The 16,696-nt window shown below is 62.3% G+C and carries 12 protein-coding genes and 2 pseudogenes; 3 read left to right on the top strand and 11 right to left on the bottom strand.

What is annotated here, in order from left to right; translation table 11 throughout:
• Nucleotides 1-4: 4 nt before the first annotated feature.
• Nucleotides 5-1,006: a D-xylose ABC transporter substrate-binding protein gene (gene xylF, locus AB4O35_RS23595; RefSeq protein ID WP_065876259.1), complete on the bottom strand. Its 1,002-nt coding sequence runs from the start codon at nucleotides 1,004-1,006 to the stop codon at nucleotides 5-7.
• Between the two features lie 101 nt (nucleotides 1,007-1,107).
• Nucleotides 1,108-2,424 carry a xylose isomerase gene (gene xylA, locus AB4O35_RS23590; protein WP_065881449.1) on the bottom strand — a complete coding sequence of 439 codons (1,317 nt, stop codon included), beginning with the start codon at nucleotides 2,422-2,424 and terminating at the stop codon, nucleotides 1,108-1,110.
• A gap of 139 nt (nucleotides 2,425-2,563) precedes the next feature.
• Between xylA and AB4O35_RS23585 the strand changes: the two genes are divergently transcribed.
• Nucleotides 2,564-3,736, top strand: a complete 1,173-nt coding sequence (locus tag AB4O35_RS23585) for a XylR family transcriptional regulator (protein WP_065876257.1) — start codon at nucleotides 2,564-2,566, stop codon at nucleotides 3,734-3,736.
• An 88-nt stretch (nucleotides 3,737-3,824) separates the two neighbouring features.
• The gene (locus AB4O35_RS23580; RefSeq protein ID WP_065876256.1) at nucleotides 3,825-4,802 is read left to right on the top strand and encodes a sugar-binding transcriptional regulator; all 978 of its coding nucleotides are present in this window, start codon (nucleotides 3,825-3,827) and stop codon (nucleotides 4,800-4,802) included.
• Nucleotides 4,803-4,987: 185 nt separating this feature from the next.
• On the opposite strand, the gene dhaL is transcribed toward AB4O35_RS23580, so the two are convergent.
• Genes dhaL through AB4O35_RS23555 form a run of 5 tightly spaced genes read right to left on the bottom strand, consistent with a single transcriptional unit; the run spans nucleotide 4,988 to nucleotide 9,911 of the window.
• Nucleotides 4,988-5,635 (bottom strand): dihydroxyacetone kinase subunit DhaL, encoded by a 648-nt coding sequence (dhaL, locus tag AB4O35_RS23575; protein WP_065946271.1) that lies wholly within the window; start codon nucleotides 5,633-5,635, stop codon nucleotides 4,988-4,990.
• Between the two features lie 3 nt (nucleotides 5,636-5,638).
• Complete coding sequence (locus AB4O35_RS23570; RefSeq protein ID WP_065910666.1) at nucleotides 5,639-6,640, bottom strand: dihydroxyacetone kinase subunit DhaK; 1,002 nt, start codon at nucleotides 6,638-6,640, stop codon at nucleotides 5,639-5,641.
• A 36-nt stretch (nucleotides 6,641-6,676) separates the two neighbouring features.
• Nucleotides 6,677-7,435, bottom strand: coding sequence for an SDR family oxidoreductase (locus tag AB4O35_RS23565; RefSeq protein ID WP_065946272.1), 759 nt, complete (start codon nucleotides 7,433-7,435; stop codon nucleotides 6,677-6,679).
• A gap of 14 nt (nucleotides 7,436-7,449) precedes the next feature.
• The gene (locus AB4O35_RS23560) at nucleotides 7,450-8,427 is read right to left on the bottom strand and encodes an ABC transporter permease (protein WP_065881447.1); all 978 of its coding nucleotides are present in this window, start codon (nucleotides 8,425-8,427) and stop codon (nucleotides 7,450-7,452) included.
• On the bottom strand, nucleotides 8,424-9,911 hold the full coding sequence (locus tag AB4O35_RS23555; RefSeq protein WP_065881446.1) for a sugar ABC transporter ATP-binding protein: 1,488 nt from the start codon (nucleotides 9,909-9,911) through the stop codon (nucleotides 8,424-8,426). Before AB4O35_RS23555 ends, AB4O35_RS23560 begins: the two co-directional genes overlap by 4 nt.
• A 255-nt stretch (nucleotides 9,912-10,166) precedes the next feature.
• Here AB4O35_RS23555 and rpiB point away from each other — a divergent pair, with 255 nt between their 5' ends.
• Complete coding sequence (gene rpiB / locus AB4O35_RS23550) at nucleotides 10,167-10,649, top strand: ribose 5-phosphate isomerase B (protein ID WP_049708865.1); 483 nt, start codon at nucleotides 10,167-10,169, stop codon at nucleotides 10,647-10,649.
• A 6-nt stretch (nucleotides 10,650-10,655) separates the two neighbouring features.
• Here rpiB and AB4O35_RS23545 read toward each other — a convergent pair whose 3' ends face one another.
• The 4 genes and pseudogenes from AB4O35_RS23545 to AB4O35_RS23530 form a co-directional block, all read right to left on the bottom strand.
• Complete coding sequence (locus tag AB4O35_RS23545) at nucleotides 10,656-11,921, bottom strand: carbohydrate porin (RefSeq protein ID WP_065946273.1); 1,266 nt, start codon at nucleotides 11,919-11,921, stop codon at nucleotides 10,656-10,658.
• Nucleotides 11,922-11,977: 56 nt separating this feature from the next.
• Complete coding sequence (locus AB4O35_RS23540) at nucleotides 11,978-14,386, bottom strand: glucose/quinate/shikimate family membrane-bound PQQ-dependent dehydrogenase (RefSeq protein ID WP_065946274.1); 2,409 nt, start codon at nucleotides 14,384-14,386, stop codon at nucleotides 11,978-11,980.
• A gap of 346 nt (nucleotides 14,387-14,732) precedes the next feature.
• Nucleotides 14,733-15,269: pseudogene (locus AB4O35_RS23535) on the bottom strand (methyl-accepting chemotaxis protein); the annotation flags it as partial.
• 324 nt (nucleotides 15,270-15,593) lie between these two features.
• Nucleotides 15,594-16,676: pseudogene (locus AB4O35_RS23530) on the bottom strand (cache domain-containing protein); the annotation flags it as partial.
• Nucleotides 16,677-16,696: the final 20 nt, after the last annotated feature.

Here is a 16,696-nt window from a genome sequence, read left to right as displayed (position 1 = left end):
GCGGTCACTGCCCGGCAATCTGCTCTTTGGTATAGAACCCGTCTTTCTCCAACAGATCGATATTGGCTTTGGTCAGCGGGGTAGGCGTGAGCAGGATGGTGTCGACCTTCTTGCTGCCGTTGTCGTACTGCGAGCTGTAGGTCGGCTTCTCGTTACGCGCCAGTTGCACCGAGAGCTTGGCGGCTTCGGTGGCGATCAGCTTGAGCGGCTTGTACACAGTCATGGTTTGGGTGCCGTCGATCACACGCTTGATCGCGGCCAGGTCGGCGTCTTGCCCGGAGATCGGCACCTTGCCTGCCAGTTTCTGCGCGGCCAGGGCCTGGATTGCACCGCCGGCGGTGGCGTCGTTGGAAGCCACGATGGCGTCGATCTTGTTGTTGTTCCGGGTCAGGGCGTTTTCGACGATGCTCAGGGCTTCAGTGGGGTTCCATTCTTTCACCCACTGCTGCCCGACAATCTTGATGTCGCCCTTGTCGATGGCCGGTTGCAGCACCTTCATCTGGCCTTCGCGCAGCACTTTGGCGTTGTTGTCGGTGGGCGCTCCGCCGAGCAGGAAGTAGTTGCCCTTGGGCGCCGCTTGCAACACGCCGCTGGCCTGCATTTCGCCGACCTTTTCGTTATCGAAGGAGATGTAGGCGTCGATGTCAGCGTTAAGGATCAGGCGGTCATACGACACCACTTTGATCCCGGCCTTCTTGGCTTCGGCGACGGCGTTGGTGAGGACGGTAGCGTTGAAGGGCACGATGACGATCACGTCGACACCCCGGGAGATCAGGTTTTCGATCTGGGAAATCTGCTTCTGCTCGTTGGCATCGGCGGACTGGACGAAGACCTTGGCATCGAGTTTTTCTGCCGCCGCGACGAAGTAATCACGGTCACGGGACCAGCGCTCCAGGCGCAGGTCATCGATGGAAAAACCGATTTTCGGGTGGGCTGAGTCGGCCATGACCGGCAGGGCGAGCAGGGCCAGGGCAGTGGCGAGCAGGGTACGTTTGAATGACTTCATGGTGGTGCGTCCTTTTATTGTTGTTGGAAAGACACAGCGTGATGCGGGTAAAACTGTAGAGCGTCCTTCGACGCTCTGTGCAGAGATTTGTCGCGCAAATGTCACCGGTAGATAAAGCGATTCACGACACCTTCAAGCATCTCCTGGCGACCACTCACGGCCTGTGGGTTCAGTTCATGGGCAAACGCATGTTCAGCCAGCGACTCCAGGCTGAATTCTCCCGCCAGCACGGCCTGGCCCAACGGTTGCTGCCAACCGGCGTAGCGCTGGTCCTTGAACTGCTGCAATCGATCGTTCTCGACCATAGCCGCCGCGCGTTCCAGGGCCAGGGCCAATACATCCATGGCGGCTACATGCCCATGGAACAGGTCCACATCGTCCAGGCTCTGGCGGCGCACTTTGGAGTCAAAGTTATAGCCGCCGTTCTTGAACCCGCCAGCCTTGAGGATTTCATAGGTGGCGAGGGTCATCTCCTCGACGCTGTTGGGGAACTGGTCGGTGTCCCAGCCGTTCTGCGGGTCGCCGCGGTTGGCGTCGATGCTGCCGAAGATGCCCAGGGACACGGCGGTGGCAATTTCATGGTGAAAGCTGTGCCCGGCCAGGGTCGCGTGGTTGGCCTCGATATTCACCTTGATCTCATGCTCCAGCCCGTATTCATGCAGGAAGCCGAACACGGTGGCGCTGTCGTAATCGTATTGGTGCTTGGTCGGCTCCTGGGGCTTGGGCTCGATCAGCAGGTCGCCTTTGAAGCCGATCTTGTGCTTGTGCTCCACGACCATGCGCATAAAGCGCCCGAGCTGCTCGCGCTCACGTTTCAGGTCGGTATTGAGCAGTGTTTCGTAACCTTCACGGCCGCCCCACAGCACATAGTTGGAACCCTTGAGCCGCAAGGTCGCATTCATCGCGCTGAACACTTGGGCGGCGGCGTAGGCAAACACCTCCGGGTCCGGGTTACTGGCGGCGCCAGCGGCAAAGCGTGGGTTGCTGAAGCAATTGGCAGTGCCCCACAGCAGCTTGATCCCTGTCTGTTCCTGGTGACGCTCCAAGTGATCGACCATCTGCGCAAAGTGGTGGCGGTATTCCTTGAGCGAACTGCCTTCGGGGGCGACGTCCGTGTCGTGAAAGCTGTAGTAGTCGATGCCCAGCTTGGAGAAAAACTCAAACGCTGCGTCCGCCTTGCCGATGGCCAGTTCCATTGGGTCGCCGCTGCGCTGCCATGGCCGTTTGAAGGTGCCGACGCCAAACATGTCCGCCCCTGGCCACACGAAGGTGTGCCAATAGCACGCAGCCATGCGCAGGTGCTCGCGCATGGGTTTGCCGAGGATGATTTTGTTGGCGTCGTAATGGCGAAAGGCGAGGGGGGCATCGCTGCTGGGGCCTTCGAAGCGAACCTTCTCGACACCGGGGAAGTACGGCATGGCGTTTTCCTTATTGTTCTTGGCGGTGTCCCGATACTAGCAACGGCGGTGGGGCTGCCGATTATGAAAATCACCAAGGGAGGGTGCGATTTTGAGTGGCAGGGGCTAGTCTGTGTCCACCGGCCCCAGGATAAAAACAATGAAAACCCTACCGCCCGTGCACCGCATCGCCTTGCTCTTCAACGGCAGCAAAATCTATGACCGCGGCATCATCGCCGGCATTGGCAACTACCTGAGCAGCACCCGCGCGTCCTGGGATTTGTTCCTCGAAGAAGACTTTCTGTGCCGCCTCAAAGGCATTGAGCGCTGGCAGGGCGACGGCATCATTGCCGACTTCGACGACCCGCTGATCGGCGAAGCGCTGGCCGGGAGCAAGGTGCCGGTGGTGGCGGTGGGAGGCTCCTATGAGGATGCGCGCGCCTACCCCAAGGGCATTCCCTACGTGGCCACGGACAACGATGCCTTGATGAAGATGGCGTACGCGCACCTGATCGAGGCTGGCCTGACCCGCTTTGCCTGTTTCAGCCTACCCGAAGCCCAGGCCAATCGCTGGGCCCAGGAACGGGAAAAAGCTTTCAAGCGTTTGATGCAACGGGATGGTTTGCCGGTGCAGATCTATCGCGGCCTGGGCACCAGCGCGCCACTGTGGGACAGCGCGGTTGAGCAGCAAATCGCCTGGCTGCAAAGCCTGCCCAAGCCCATCGGTATCATCGCTGTCACCGACGCCCGCGCCCGGCAACTGCTGCAAGCCTGTCTCACCGCCGGCATCGCGGTGCCGGAAGAAGTGGCACTGATCGGCATCGACAACGACCCGCTGACCCGCACCCTCACACGCGTACCATTGAGTTCGGTGATCCAGGGCACCGAAACCATGGGCCGCACCGCCGCTGCCCTGTTGCATCAGATGCTGCACGGCAAGCCCTGCGAGGGCACGCAGGTGCTGGTGCCGCCGGATGCGATCAACGTGCAGGCATCCAGCCTGCATCAGCCGTTGGGGAATCCCTACGTGATGCAGGCGCTGCTGTTTATCCGCCAATACGCCTGCCAGGGCATCAAGACTGCCCAGGTAGCGGCCTATGTCGGCGTGTCGCGTTCATCGTTGGAGTCGCACTTTCGCAAGGCGCGCGGCTGCAGCGTGCATGACGAGATCCTGCGCTTCAAGCTCGCCAACGCCGCCAAGGGCCTGCAGGGCAACCACCTGGCGATTGCCGATATCGCCCAGCAATGCGGCTTCAAATCCGCGCAGTACCTGCACACCGTGTTCCGTCGCGAGTTCGGCTGTACGCCACGCGAATACCAGCAGAGTCATTAGAAACTTTGCCGGCCAGGCCTATTCGCTGCTGGACTTGCACCGTACAGACTAGGGAGAATGGTTTTTTGTGGCGTAAATGGAAGCTCCCATGACCGACAGTGCCCAGCGTGCCGCCAGCGACATCGACCTGATGACCGAAGTGGCCATGCTTTATTACCTCGACAACATCACTCAGGAAGCCATTGCCAAGCGCTTCGACCTGTCTCGGGTCAAGGTCAGCCGGTTGCTCAAGCGCGCCCGTGATGAAGGGGTGGTGGAGGTGCGGGTGTTGCAACACCCGGCGCTGAACACTGAGCTGGAGCAGGCGCTGGTCGAGCGCTTCCAGCTGGACCGCGCGTTGATCGCGGTCGACCACGGCGACCCCGACACCCAGCGTTCGGCCGTCGCCAGCCTGGTCGCCAACTACCTGAATAAAACCCTCAGTGACGGCATGATCATCGCCGTCGGCATGGGCCGCAATGTCGGCGCGGTGGCCGACAATGTGTTCCTGCCGGTGACGCGCAACTGCACCTTTGTGTGTGCGATTGGCGGCTCGCTCAAGGCCGGCGAATACATGAACCCCGACCATATCTGCCGGCGCCTGGCCCTGCGCTTCGGCGCCGAGAGCGAAACCCTGTACGCACCGGCCCTGGTGGCCAACCCGGAACTGCGCAGTGCGCTGATCAACAACGACACCGTACGCTCGACCCTCGACCGCGCGCGCCGCGCCGATATCGCCTTGATTGGCATCGGTGACATGAGCGAGAACAGCAACATGGTGCGCATGGGCTGGTTCTCGCCCCAGGAAATTGCCCAGGCCCGCGTATCCGGTACGGTCGGCGACATGATGGGCTACGACTTCATCGACATCCACGGCCAGCCGGCGGTCAACGCCATGCAGGGCAGGGTGATTGGCTTGTCGGTGCAGGAACTGGTGCGTATTCCGGATGTAGTGGCGATTGCCAGCGAGAACACCAAGGCGGCGGCGACCCTCGGCGCGTTGCGTTCCGGGGTGATCAACACCCTGGCGACGACCGTGTCGAATGCCTACACGATCCTCGCCCTGGATGATGCGACGCGCCGTTAGGTGCATAGGAGCGCAGCCTTGGCGGGTGCGTCGGATCTTCGCTCCCACAAGGATGGGGGGTGTGCTCAGTTGACCGGCCAGGCGCAGAACCCAATGTGGGATCTGGCTTGCCTGCGATAGCGATGGGGCAGCCAGCATTTATGCCAACTGACACACCGCCTTCGCGAGCAAGCCCGCTCCCACAATTACACCACCAGTCGCGCCTCCACCGAATCGGCGAGGTTGGTGAGGATCAGGCAGCAAGACACCGCGCCTGCGTCCAATACTCCCAGCGAACGTTCGCCCAGACGGCTGGCGCGGCCGATTTTTGCCACCAGGTCGCGGGTAGAATCGCGGCCCTGGGAGGCCGCATTTTTCATCTGGCGCAAGGCTTCGGCAAACGAAGCGCCGCTGGCTTCGGCCCGTTCAAAGGCCTCCACGGCCGGAATCAACGTGTCCATCAAACACTTGTCGCCCACCCCCGCATCGCTGATGTCTTGCAGTGACGTGAGGCCGCCGCGCAGCAGCCTGGCGAAACTCGCCGCGTCAATGCTGTCGCGGCCGCGCACTTCGTCGGCCATGCCGATAAACAGGCTGCCGTAGAGCGGGCCCATGGAGCCGCCGATGCCCTCCATCAGCGCCAGGGTCAGTTCGTCCAGCGCCTCGGCCAGCGACAGTTCGCGCCCTTCCAGGGTCTTGCCGCAGCGCGAGAACCCCTTGGCCATGTTGATGCCGTGGTCGCCGTCGCCGATGGCGCCGTCCACTTCGCTGAGGTATTCGCGGTTGGCAACGATGATCGACACCAGGTTGGTGACGATGGCGCTACCGGTGTTGCTCAGGAAATGCTCGCTCATGCTTCACTCCGACTGTGTCATGCCGATGGAGCGGCAGGGTTGGTCGATCAGGGTGGTCAGCTCGGCATCGAGGCCGAGCAGGGTCAGGGTCACGCCCATCATTTCCAGCGAGGTAAAGTAATTGCCTACGTAGCAGCGGTGAATGCGCAGACCCTTGGCACGCAGTTGCTGCGCGACCTCGGCGTAGAAAATGTACAACTCCATCACTGGCGTGGCGCCCAGGCCCGAGACCAGCACCACGACGCTGTCGTCTGCGCTGAAGTCGCGGTCGGCCAGGATCGGCGCGAGCATGCGTTTAGCCATGGCGGCCGCGGATTCCACCGGCACCACTTCGATGCCGGGTTCGCCGTGGTGGCCTATGCCCAGTTCCATTTTGCCGCTTTCGATCTGGAAGTTGGGTTTGCCGACTGCCGCAATGGTGCAGGGCGTAAGGCCCACGCCGATGGAGCGGCACCGGTCCACGGCTTTCTGGGCCACGCGGATCACGCCGTCGAGGTCGTAGCCCTGGGCAGCGGCGGCTCCGCCGATCTTCCACATGAAAATCTCACCGGCCACGCCGCGCCGCTTGGCGATATCCGCCGCAGGGGCAGAGGCCACGTCATCGTTGGCGACCACGGTGCGGATGTTCATCTCTTTGCTGGCGGCCATTTTCATCGCCAGCTTCACGTTCATATTGTCGCCGGCATAGTTGCCGTACAGGCAGGCCACGCCCGCGCCCTGGTCCGCGGCGCGGAAGGCATCGAAGAAGCTTTTGGCGGTGGGTGAGGAGAAAATCTCGCCGACCGCCACCGCATCCACCAGGCCAGGGCCGACATAGCCGAGAAACGCCGGCTCATGGCCCGAGCCGCCGCCGGTAACAATGCCCACCTGGCCGGCCGGTGACGTTTTACGTTTGCGGATGACCCGTGGATTGCTCTCGTACTGCACCAGCTCCGGGTGCGCCACGAGAATGCCCGCGAGCATGTCCTCGACCACCAGGTCTGGGTCGTTTATCACTCGATTCATGCGCTGTTTCCTTATTCTTATTCGTGAGCAAGCGGATTACTGAATGCTGTAGCCGCCGTCGATCACCACGTTCTCGCCGGTGATCATCTTGGCTGCGTCGCTGACCAGGTAGAGCACCAGGCCGGCGATTTCTTCCGGCTGAGCGAAGCGCCCCACCGGGATCTGCAATTTGGCGCGCTCGCCCAGTTCACCGGCCCAGGCCTTCTTGCCCAAGGCTGTTTCGACGATGGTTGGCGACACGGCGTTGACGTTGATGCCGTGGGGCGCCCATTCCATGGCTAACACCTTGGTCATGCCGACCACGGCGGCCTTGCTGGCGCAGTAGGCCACATGGCGATCCAGCCCGATCACGGCGGCCTGGGAAGCGAGGTTGACGATGCGCCCGCCGCCGCTTTCGATCATGTGCCGGGCACAGGCCTGGGCCACGAAGAAGCTGGCCTTGAGGTTGATGTCGAGGGTGGTGTCCCAGGCGTTTTCGCTGACCTCCAGCGCCTTGTCCAGCAGCGCAACGCCGGCGCTGTTGACCAGGTAATCGATACGCCCGAGCGCGGCGGCAGCCTGGTCGACGGTGGCCTGTACCGAGTCGAGCTGGCGCAGGTCGACCACCAGGCCCAGGTGGCCGGCGCCGAGGCTGGCGGCGACTTCTACGACGGCCGGATCGCGATCCAGCAGGGCCACCCTGGCACCCCGTTCCACCAACAAATTGGCACAGGCCAGGCCGATACCGGCGGCGCCCCCGGTGATCACGGCGCAACGGCCGGTGAGGTTGAACGCCTGGTTCCAGAAATTGGACATTGCACACACTCCACTTAGCGTTTTTTCTTGCGCCAGACATCAATCAACACCGCGAGCACGATGATCAACCCCTTGGCCACTTGTTGGTAATACGACGACACCCCGAGCAGGTTCAAGCCATTGTTGATCACGCCGATCAGCAACGCACCGAACAGCGTGCCGACGATACTGCCGGTGCCGCCGGACAGGCTGGTACCGCCGATCACCACGGCGGCAATCGCGTCCAGCTCATACGACACGCCCGCCTGGGGCAGGGCTGAGGTGGTGCGTGCGGCGAGTACCACACCCGCAAGGCCTGCCAGCAGGCCGGAAATCACATACACCGAGAACGTCACCTTGCGCACGCCGATGCCGGAGGTGCGTGCGCTTTTTTCATTGCCGCCCACGGCGTACACGTAGCGGCCATAGGTGGTGTAGCGCAGCACCATCCAGAAAATCAGCGCGACCACCGCAAAGATAATGATTGGTACGCCAATGGGCCCGAACTTGCCGATACCCAGGGCGAGGAAGCTGTCGGGCAGGTCGGTGACGGGACTGCCGTCGTTCAGAATAAAGGTCATGCCCCGCGCCACGCTGAGCATGCCAAGCGTGGCGACAAACGGCGGGATGCTCAGGTTGGCGACCATAAAGCCATTGACCACACCCAGCATGGCCCCGGCAAACATCCCCGCACTCACCGCTGCCAGCAGGCCATAGCCCTGGGTGGCGACCAGCGCGCTGCACAAGCCGGCAAACGCCAGGATCGAACCCACCGACAGGTCGATGCCCTTGGTCAGGATCACGTAGGTCATGCCCACGGCGAGGATGCCGTTGATTGAGGTCTGGCGCAGGATGTCCATCCAGTTGCGCCACGTCATGAAGTACTCGCTGGAAAACGCCATCACCACGCACAACAGGATAAACACCAGCGGCAGGCCGAAGCGGTCCAGGGATAGGCGCAGGCGATTGCGCGGCGCGGCGGTCACGGGTGCAGCAAGGACTTTGCTATTCATGAGGCAAGACTCAACAAGGCTTCCTGGGAGAGGGCGGTGTCGGTGCTGACGGTCACCAGGCGGCCGCCCTTGAATACCGCGATGCGATCACTCAGATGCAGCAGCTCCGGCGCTTCGGACGAGACCACGATGGCCGCGCCGCCGGCACGCACAAATTCATCGAGCAGGTGATAGATCTCCTGCTTGGCGCCCTCGTCGATGCCGCGCGTGGGTTCATCGCAAAGCAGGCAGATCGGCTGGGTCGACAGGCATTTGGCGAGCACCACCTTTTGCTGGTTGCCGCCGCTCATGGATTCCACCGGCAGGTCCAGGGACGAGACCTTGATCTGCAGGCGCTTGACCATGCTTTGCGCCAGGGCTTGCTCCTTGCGTGCGTTGATCACCGACCAGCTCGACAGCTGCTTGTAGGCCGACAGCGCGATATTCGCGAGGATGCTGGCGCTGAGCACCAGGCCACTGTCTTTGCGGTCTTCGGTGACCAGTGACATGCCGGCGCGAATCGTCGCGGCCGGGGTGCCGGTGGGCAGGGGTTGGCCTTGCAGGGTGGCACTGCCGGCGTCGGGCACGGTGAGGCCATACAGGCAGTTGAGGAACTCACTGCGGCCCGAGCCCATCAGCCCGTAGATACCGAGGATTTCGCCTTGGCGCAGTTGCAGGCTGATGTCCTGGAATTCGCCGTTGCGGCTCAGGCCGTTGACGTCCAGGCAGGTGGCGGCGGCGCATTCGCGGCCGGCTTTGTGGTCGATGCGTTGCAGCTCCTGGCCGACGATACCGCGTACCAGATGAGCGCGGTCGATATCGGCCATGCGCCCGCTTTCGACAAAGGCGCCGTCGCGAAAGATGCTGTAGTCGTCGGCGATCTGCGCCAGTTCGCTGAGGCGGTGAGACACATAAATGATGCCGGCACCGCGCTCGGTGAGGCGGCGGATGGCCTTGAACAGGGTTTGCGCCTCGTGTTCGCCGATGGCCGAAGTGGGCTCGTCCATGATCATCACCTGGCAGTCATGGCTGAAGGCTTTGGCAATTTCCACCAGTTGGATCTGCGCCACGCTCAGGCGGTGCATCGGGCTGGTGGCATCTACGTCGAATTCGAGGCTTTGCAGGAGTTCGCGGGTGCGCCGGTTGAGCGCCTTGCTGTCGACAATGCAGCCGGCGCGCCGCGGCTCGCGACCCAGCCAGATGTTCTCGGCGACGGTCATGTAGGGAATCGGTTCCAGCTCCTGGGTGATCATCGCCACGCCAGCGGCGAGTGCCGCGCTGGGGCGGTCGAACTGCACCGGCTGGCCGTTGAGCAGGATGCTGCCGGCGTCACGCCCGGTGATACCCATCAAGATACTGAGGAAGGTCGATTTGCCGGCGCCATTGCCGCCGCACAGGGCGTGCACGCTTCCGGCACGCAGGGAGAGGCGCCCGTCGCGCAGGGCCGGAACCCCCGCGTAGGCTTTGGAAACGTGTTCAGCGTGGAGCAGTAATGGCGGGGCCATTGGTGTGTCCTCTTGCTGATTTTCTTATTAGGTGTTTTATCCAGTAGCCTGATCATATGATCGGATAGTGATCATATGTTTAAACCGCTTGGGTCGGTTTTGTCAATGGTCTGGCGTAACGTCTTCCGGTGGCATGGCAGTTTTAAACGCTTTGCTCACCAAAATAAGCCTTGACAGCAGCCTGTCAGTCGCCCGCTAATGATTGTGCATAATTTCAGTGAGTGATCATTTGATCGGTCTGGTGGAGAAACAGTAATGGGTGCACAAACGACGTTTTCGGTGGCCGTCGGATGCGACGAGGCGGGCTTCGAGCTCAAGGAATTGCTCAAGCGCTTTATCGAAAGCCTGGGGTACGGGGTTGAGGACTTTGGCTGCCATTCGTCCAGCCCGGTGCTCTATCCGGATATCGCGGCGGCTGTCGCGATGGCGGTTGGTGCCGGTGAGCAGCGCCTGGGTGTGTTGATTTGCGGCACGGGCATCGGCATGGCGATTTCAGCCAACAAGATCAAGGGGGTACGAGCGGCCCAAGCCCATGACACGTATTCCGCCGAGCGGGCGCGCAAAAGCAACGATGCGCAGATCCTGTCGATCGGTGCACGGGTGATCGGGCCCGAGCTGGCCAAGAGCATCGTGAAGGTGTTTCTCGAGTCAGAATTCGAAGCGGAGCGCTCCGGGGCGAAAGTCGAGCGCATCACTGCGCTCGAACGGGCGAACAGGGCGTTGCCGTCAGACGACTGAGCCGGGTCAGAAGACTGCTTTGACCTGCAGGCCCAGCACCAAAGCGTTGTCGATGTTGTCACCGGAAAACGCTCCCGGCTCGATGATGTATTGCACATCCGGGCGCAGGGTCAGCCATGGCGTAGCCTGGTAGCCATAGCTCAGTTCGATCAACTGTTCGGCATTGTTCAGGTTGGGATAATCCGTGCCGGCGTTGACGGCGGCCAGTTCCTGCACGTCACGGCTGCGCGGGTTCGGTACGGCGCGACCATAACCCAAAGCCAGGGTGTCACGCGGCCGGCCTTCGAACGGTTTGTACAGCACCACGCCTGCGCCGTACCACTTGCTGAACGGCGACGCCGCTGCGCTGGCAGCGGAGTATTGGCCGAAGGCGTGTAGCACGCGGCCGGCGGACGAGTCCGACGCCCACACCGCCTGGTCGATCAGCAGGTAGTGACCGCCGCGTCCGCTGACCTCCTTGTTGCTGCCGATGCGTTTCACGTCGGAGCTGTCGTAGTAATAGCCCAGTTTGTATTCGCCCGGCAGGGTGCCCGCGTGTTTGTACACCAGCTCTATCGGCACCACGGTGCCGGTGGTGTGCTTGGGGCTCAAGTGCCAGGCGCGGCTGGAATCGCCATTGCTGTCGGGGTCCACATTGAACGCGGCGACGCGCAGTTGCCAGGACGGCGAGAAGTCGTATTTCACCCGCGCACCCAGGCGCGCGTTCGGGTAGTTGGTCCAGCCGCTGCCGCCGGACATGTTCAGCGGGTGCCCGCAGAAACCGGCGTTCATGAAGTTGCACAGGATGCCGCTGTCCAGGCCGCCGAGGTCATTGCCCATGGCCATGTAGCCGAGCTTGACGTTCAGTGCCGGGGTGAAGAGGGTGCGTTCGTAACTCAGCTCGGTCAGGCGGGTGTAGAGGCCACCGTAGTTTTCCTGGATCGGCAGGCGGTTGCCTACCAGGTCTTCGGAAGCGCTGTTGCCGCGCCGGTCATTGATCGTGACCTGAATGCGGTCGCCATGGTTGAAACCGTAGAGCTTGCCCAGGTCGAACTGCACGCCGAGCTTGAGGTTTTGCGAATAGCGCGCCGAGCGGTGTTGGCCGCCGTGGGCGTTGTAGGCGGTTTCGCCGCTGTAGTCGCCGGTGAAGCGGATGCCTTGCTCGTCGAGTTCGCGGCGCAGGCCGCCCCAGTCGCCGGTCAGGGTGGTGTCACTGGCTTGAGCGGGCAGGGCGGCACCCAGGGTCAGGCCGAGCACCAGGCAGCCGGGTACAAAGTGAGAAGCGGAGGTCATGCGTGGTTTTCCAAAAACAGAAGGCGCGGTGCGGGGAGCACCGCGCTTAAAGGAGGTTATGGCAGGGCGTAAGCGATCACGTAGTCGCCACGGTCAGTGGACTGGCGTGCGCCGCCAGCGGTGACGACCACGTACTGCTTGCCGGTTTTCGGCGACACGTAGGTCATCGGCCCGCCCTGGCTGCCTACCGGCAGACGGGCTTTCCAAATTTCCTCGCCATTGCCGCTGTTGAAAGCGCGCAGGTAGAAGTCCTGGGTGCCGGCGATAAAGATCAAGCCGCCCTGGGTCGACAGGGTGCCGCCGAGGGTCGGCAGGCCGATCTTGATCGGCAGGTGCATGCGGATGCCCAGTGGGCCGGTGTCTTCAACGGTGCCGACCGGCACTTGCCAGGCGACTTTCTGGGTCTTCATGTCGATCGCGGTCAGGGTGCCGAAAGGCGGCGCCTGGCACGGAATGCCGGCCACCGACAGGAAGCGGTTTTTGTTCACCGCGTACGGTGTGCCCTTGAGCGGCACGGCGCCCATGCCGGTGTTCAGCGCTTCGCCACCGGACGCGGCCAGGGCCTTGTTCTGCGACGGTATCATCTGGATCCACAGGCCCAGGCGCATGTCGTTGACGAAGATAAAGCCGTGTACCGGGTCGGTGGAAAGACTGCCCCAGTTCATGCCGCCCAGCGATCCCGGGAAACTCAGCGATTTGTCCGTGCCCGGCGCGGTGTACAGGCCGTCGTAGCGCATGCCTTTGAAGTCAATGCGGCACAGCAATTGGTCAAACGGCGTGGCGCCCCACATGTCCGATTCGGTCAGGGTTTGCGCGCCGATCTGCGGCATGCCGACTGATTTTGGTTGGGTGGGCGAATAGGGTTCGTTGGGGATGTTGGCGGCCTTGACGGGTACTTCTTTAACCTCGGTCAACGGCTTGCCGGTGGCGCGGTCGAGCACGTAGATTTGCCCGGCCTTGGTGCCGATCACCACCGCTGGCACCGCCTTGTCGCTGCCGGGCGGGGTGAAGTCGATCAGGCTTGGCTGCATCGGCAGGTCGAAGTCCCACAGGTCATTGTGGACGGTCTGGTAGACCCATTTTTCCGCGCCGGTGGAGGCGTCCAGCGCCAATACTGAAGCACCGTATTTATGGTTAAGCTCGGTGCGCTCCACACCATAGATGTCGGTGGACGAACTGCCCATCGGCAGGAAAACCGTGTTCATCAGCGGGTCATAGGACATGGGTGCCCAGCTGTTCGGGGTGCTGCGCACATAGGTGCTGCCGTCGGCCGGGGCCTGCTTGTCTTGCGGGTTGCCCGGGTCGAAAGCCCAGCGCATCTGGCCGGTGATCACGTCGAAACCACGGATCACGCCGCCCGGCATGTCGGTCTGTACGTTGTCGGCCACGCGGCCACCCACCACTACAGTGGTACCGGCGATCAACGGAGCGGAGGACAGTTGGTAGTAGCTGTCCGGCACGTTACCCAGGCCGGCTTTCAAGTCGACTTGGCCGTGGGTGCCGAAGTCTTCGCAGAATTTGCCGGTGTCGGCATCTACCGCGATCAGGCGGGCGTCGATGGTGTTGGTCAGCAAGCGACGCTGGCACTGCGCGCCGGCAGGAACGCTGGCGGCGATGATCGGCGAGCTGTTGGGCTGGCTTGGCTGGGCAATCGGCGCAGTGGCGTCGAAATAGGCCATGCCACGGCAGCGCTGCCACACCGCCGATTTGGCGTTGACCTCGTTCTTCCACAGTTCTTTGCCGGTGTCGGCGTCGAGGGCGATCAGGTTGTTGTGCGGCGTGCAGATGAAGACTTTGTTGCCGATCTGCAAGGGCGTCAGTTGGTCTTCGGCGCCGTTGCCGTCGCTGATTGCCACGTCGCCGGTGTGGTAGGTCCACGCCACTTTGAGCTGGTTGACGGTGTCACGGTTGATCTGGTCCAACGCGGCGAAGCGGCTGCCGCCTTCGGTGTTGCCGTAGTGCGCCCAGTCTTTCTGAGCATCGGCGGGGGCTACCGGCGTGATGCCAGGGCCGGTACCGGTCGGAGCCACGCTGGGGTGGGCGACAAACATATTGCCCGCCGCCACGGCCACGCCGACCGCCAATACCGCGGCAACGCCATAGGCACCGCGTGCAGGCTTATTGACGAGCAGCGGGTAGACCAGCGCTACCACCATGCCGATGGCCGCAAACATGAATACACGCGAGAACAGCGGCCAGAACACCAGGCCCACATCCGCCACCGCCCAGATGGCCGTGCCGACCAGGAAAGCCGCAAACAGCCACGCGCCCGCCGGTTTGCGCCGGGCAATCAGCAAGCCGGCAATCGCCATGGCCAGGCCGCCGATCAGGAAGTACCAGGAACCTCCCAGGCTGACCAGTTTGACGCCGCCGATGGCCAGCGCGAGGCCGAGCAGGGCGATGATTACGCCCAGGCCCAGCAGTAAAAATCTAGAGGCGCCAGCGGCGCGCGATGCTCGTTTCATGTCGAAAGGACTCGAATGTGAGAGGGCAAAGACGCGATTTTAGCAACATAAGTAACTAGTTAGTACATTAGAGTCCTGCAATAGACTATTACAGGTGGTGCGATGATGGCGTGTGGCTAAATGTCGCCCAGGATCTGATGTGATACTTATAAGGTGCACGCAACGTGTAGTGAGCGGGCTTGCCCCGCGCTGGGCTGCGAAGCAGCCCCAATCCGGGCACCGAGATCTATCTTGATTAACTCGGTGGATTTATAGGGGGCTGCTTCGCAGCCCAGCGCGGGGCAAGCCCGCTCACCACAGCACGCCCGCTCGCCATAAATTGTTGCTCTGCGCACTCGCCGGCCTGTTAGAACTTGAACCGGCCCACCAACCCCTTGAGCTGACCCGAAATATCCGTCAGTCGCCCTGATCCGGTCTGCGCCGAGTGGGCAAACTCTTCGACCAATTGCGCATCGGCATGGATCTGCGCGATATGCCGGTTGATCTCTTCGGCAACCTGGTGCTGTTCTTCGGCGGCCGTGGCGATCTGGGTATTCTGGTCGCGGATCGAGTCCACCGAGCCCCGGATCTTGTCAAAGCTGTCGCGGGCCTGCTGGATGCGTTCCACGCTGGTGTGGGACACCAGCAGGCTGCCTTGCATCTGCTGCGTCACTTCCTGGGTGCGGCGGGCGAGGTTGCCGAGCAGGCTGTCGATTTCGCCGGTGGAGTCGGCGGTGCGGCGGGCGAGGGCGCGGACTTCGTCGGCAACTACCGCAAAACCTCGGCCCTGGTCACCGGCACGCGCGGCTTCAATGGCCGCGTTGAGCGCCAGCAAGTTGGTCTGTTCGGCAATCGAACGGATGGTGTCGAGGATGGTGTTGATGTTTTTACTGTCCTGCTCCAGCAATTGCATGGTCTGCGTGGACTTTTGCAGGTCTTCGCTCAACTTGAGCACGCTGCCGGTGGCTTCGCCAATGTGCTGCTGGCCGTCGTGCACGTCGCGGTAGCCTTCGTCGGCACTGGTGGCGGCAGCGCTGCAGGAGCGTGCGACTTCGTTGGCGGTGGCCACCATTTCATTGAACGCGGTGCTCACCAGTTCCACGGCTTCACGTTGACGGCCGGCCGCCTGGTTCATGTTGTTGGCGACTTCGCTGGTGTCAGCGGCGGCGGTCTGCAGGTCGGACGAAGCATTGCCGATGCGCTGCACCAACTGGGCGATCATGCCGAGGAACTGGTTGAACCAACCGGCCAAACTGGCGGTTTCGTCCTTGCCTTGTACCTTGAGCTGGCGGGTCAGGTCGCCTTCACCTTCGGCGATTTCTTGCAGGCCCTCGGCCACGCCGCGAATCGGGCGCACGATCACGCTGGCAAAACTGGCGCCGACAATCGCGAACACCAATGCCAATACCGCTGCGATGGCCCCAATTAACCACGTCAGGCGGGTGGCGCCGGCCATCACTTCATCACGCTTGATCAGGCCGATAAAGCGCCAGCCCAGGTCTTTGGAGCTGACCATGTTGGCCATATACGCCACGCCATCAATGTCGATCTGGGTCACGCCGTCGCCGCGCTTGGCCAGTTCGGCATAGTTGGGACCCAGGTCGGCCAGGGGTTTGAAGTTGTGCTTGGCATCGCTGGGGTCGACCAGCACGTTGCCGTTGCCTTCCACCAGCATCAAGTAACCGCTGTCACCCAGCTTGATGTTGCGCACCAGTTCGGTGAGTTGCTTGAGCGATACGTCCAGGCCAACCACGCCGAGGATATTACCGCTGGCATCGGCGACGGTGTGCACGGTGCCGATCAGCGTCACATCATCGGGCGCCCAGTAGTAGGCGCCGGTGCGCACGGTTTTACCCGGCGCGGCGATGGCCGCCTGGTACCAGGGGCGTACGCGCGGGTCGTAGTTATTCAGTTTGGTGTCGTCGGGCCAACTGGCGTAGCCGCCGTCCTTCAAGCCCAGGGACAGGTAGGCCGTGCTCGGATGGCTTTTGGCAAACTGGTCGAAAATCTCCAGCAGCTCTTTGTTGGTCGGGGTCAGCGGGATTTGTGCGGCGTCGGCACCGGCGTAGCTCTTGAGGTCCTTGGCCGCGACAACGCGCGGGTCCTTGGCCACAAAATCGACGTTCTGGCTGATGCCGTCGAAGAACTGCTTCATGCCATTGTCGATCTGGCGGATCTCGCGGCCGCTGCTGTCGAGGAAATTGGCCAGGGCCCCCTCGCGCAGATTCAGTACCACCAACACAGCGACCAAAATGACCGGCACGCACGCGATGGCGGCAAACGCCCAGGTCAGCTTTTGCTTGATATTCATGACTTCACCCGCGGGTATTT

The organism is Pseudomonas sp. H1_A03 (assembly GCF_054685145.1).
The sequence above is the reverse complement of the archived record's forward strand: the minus strand, read 5'-3'. Positions and strand labels throughout refer to the sequence as shown.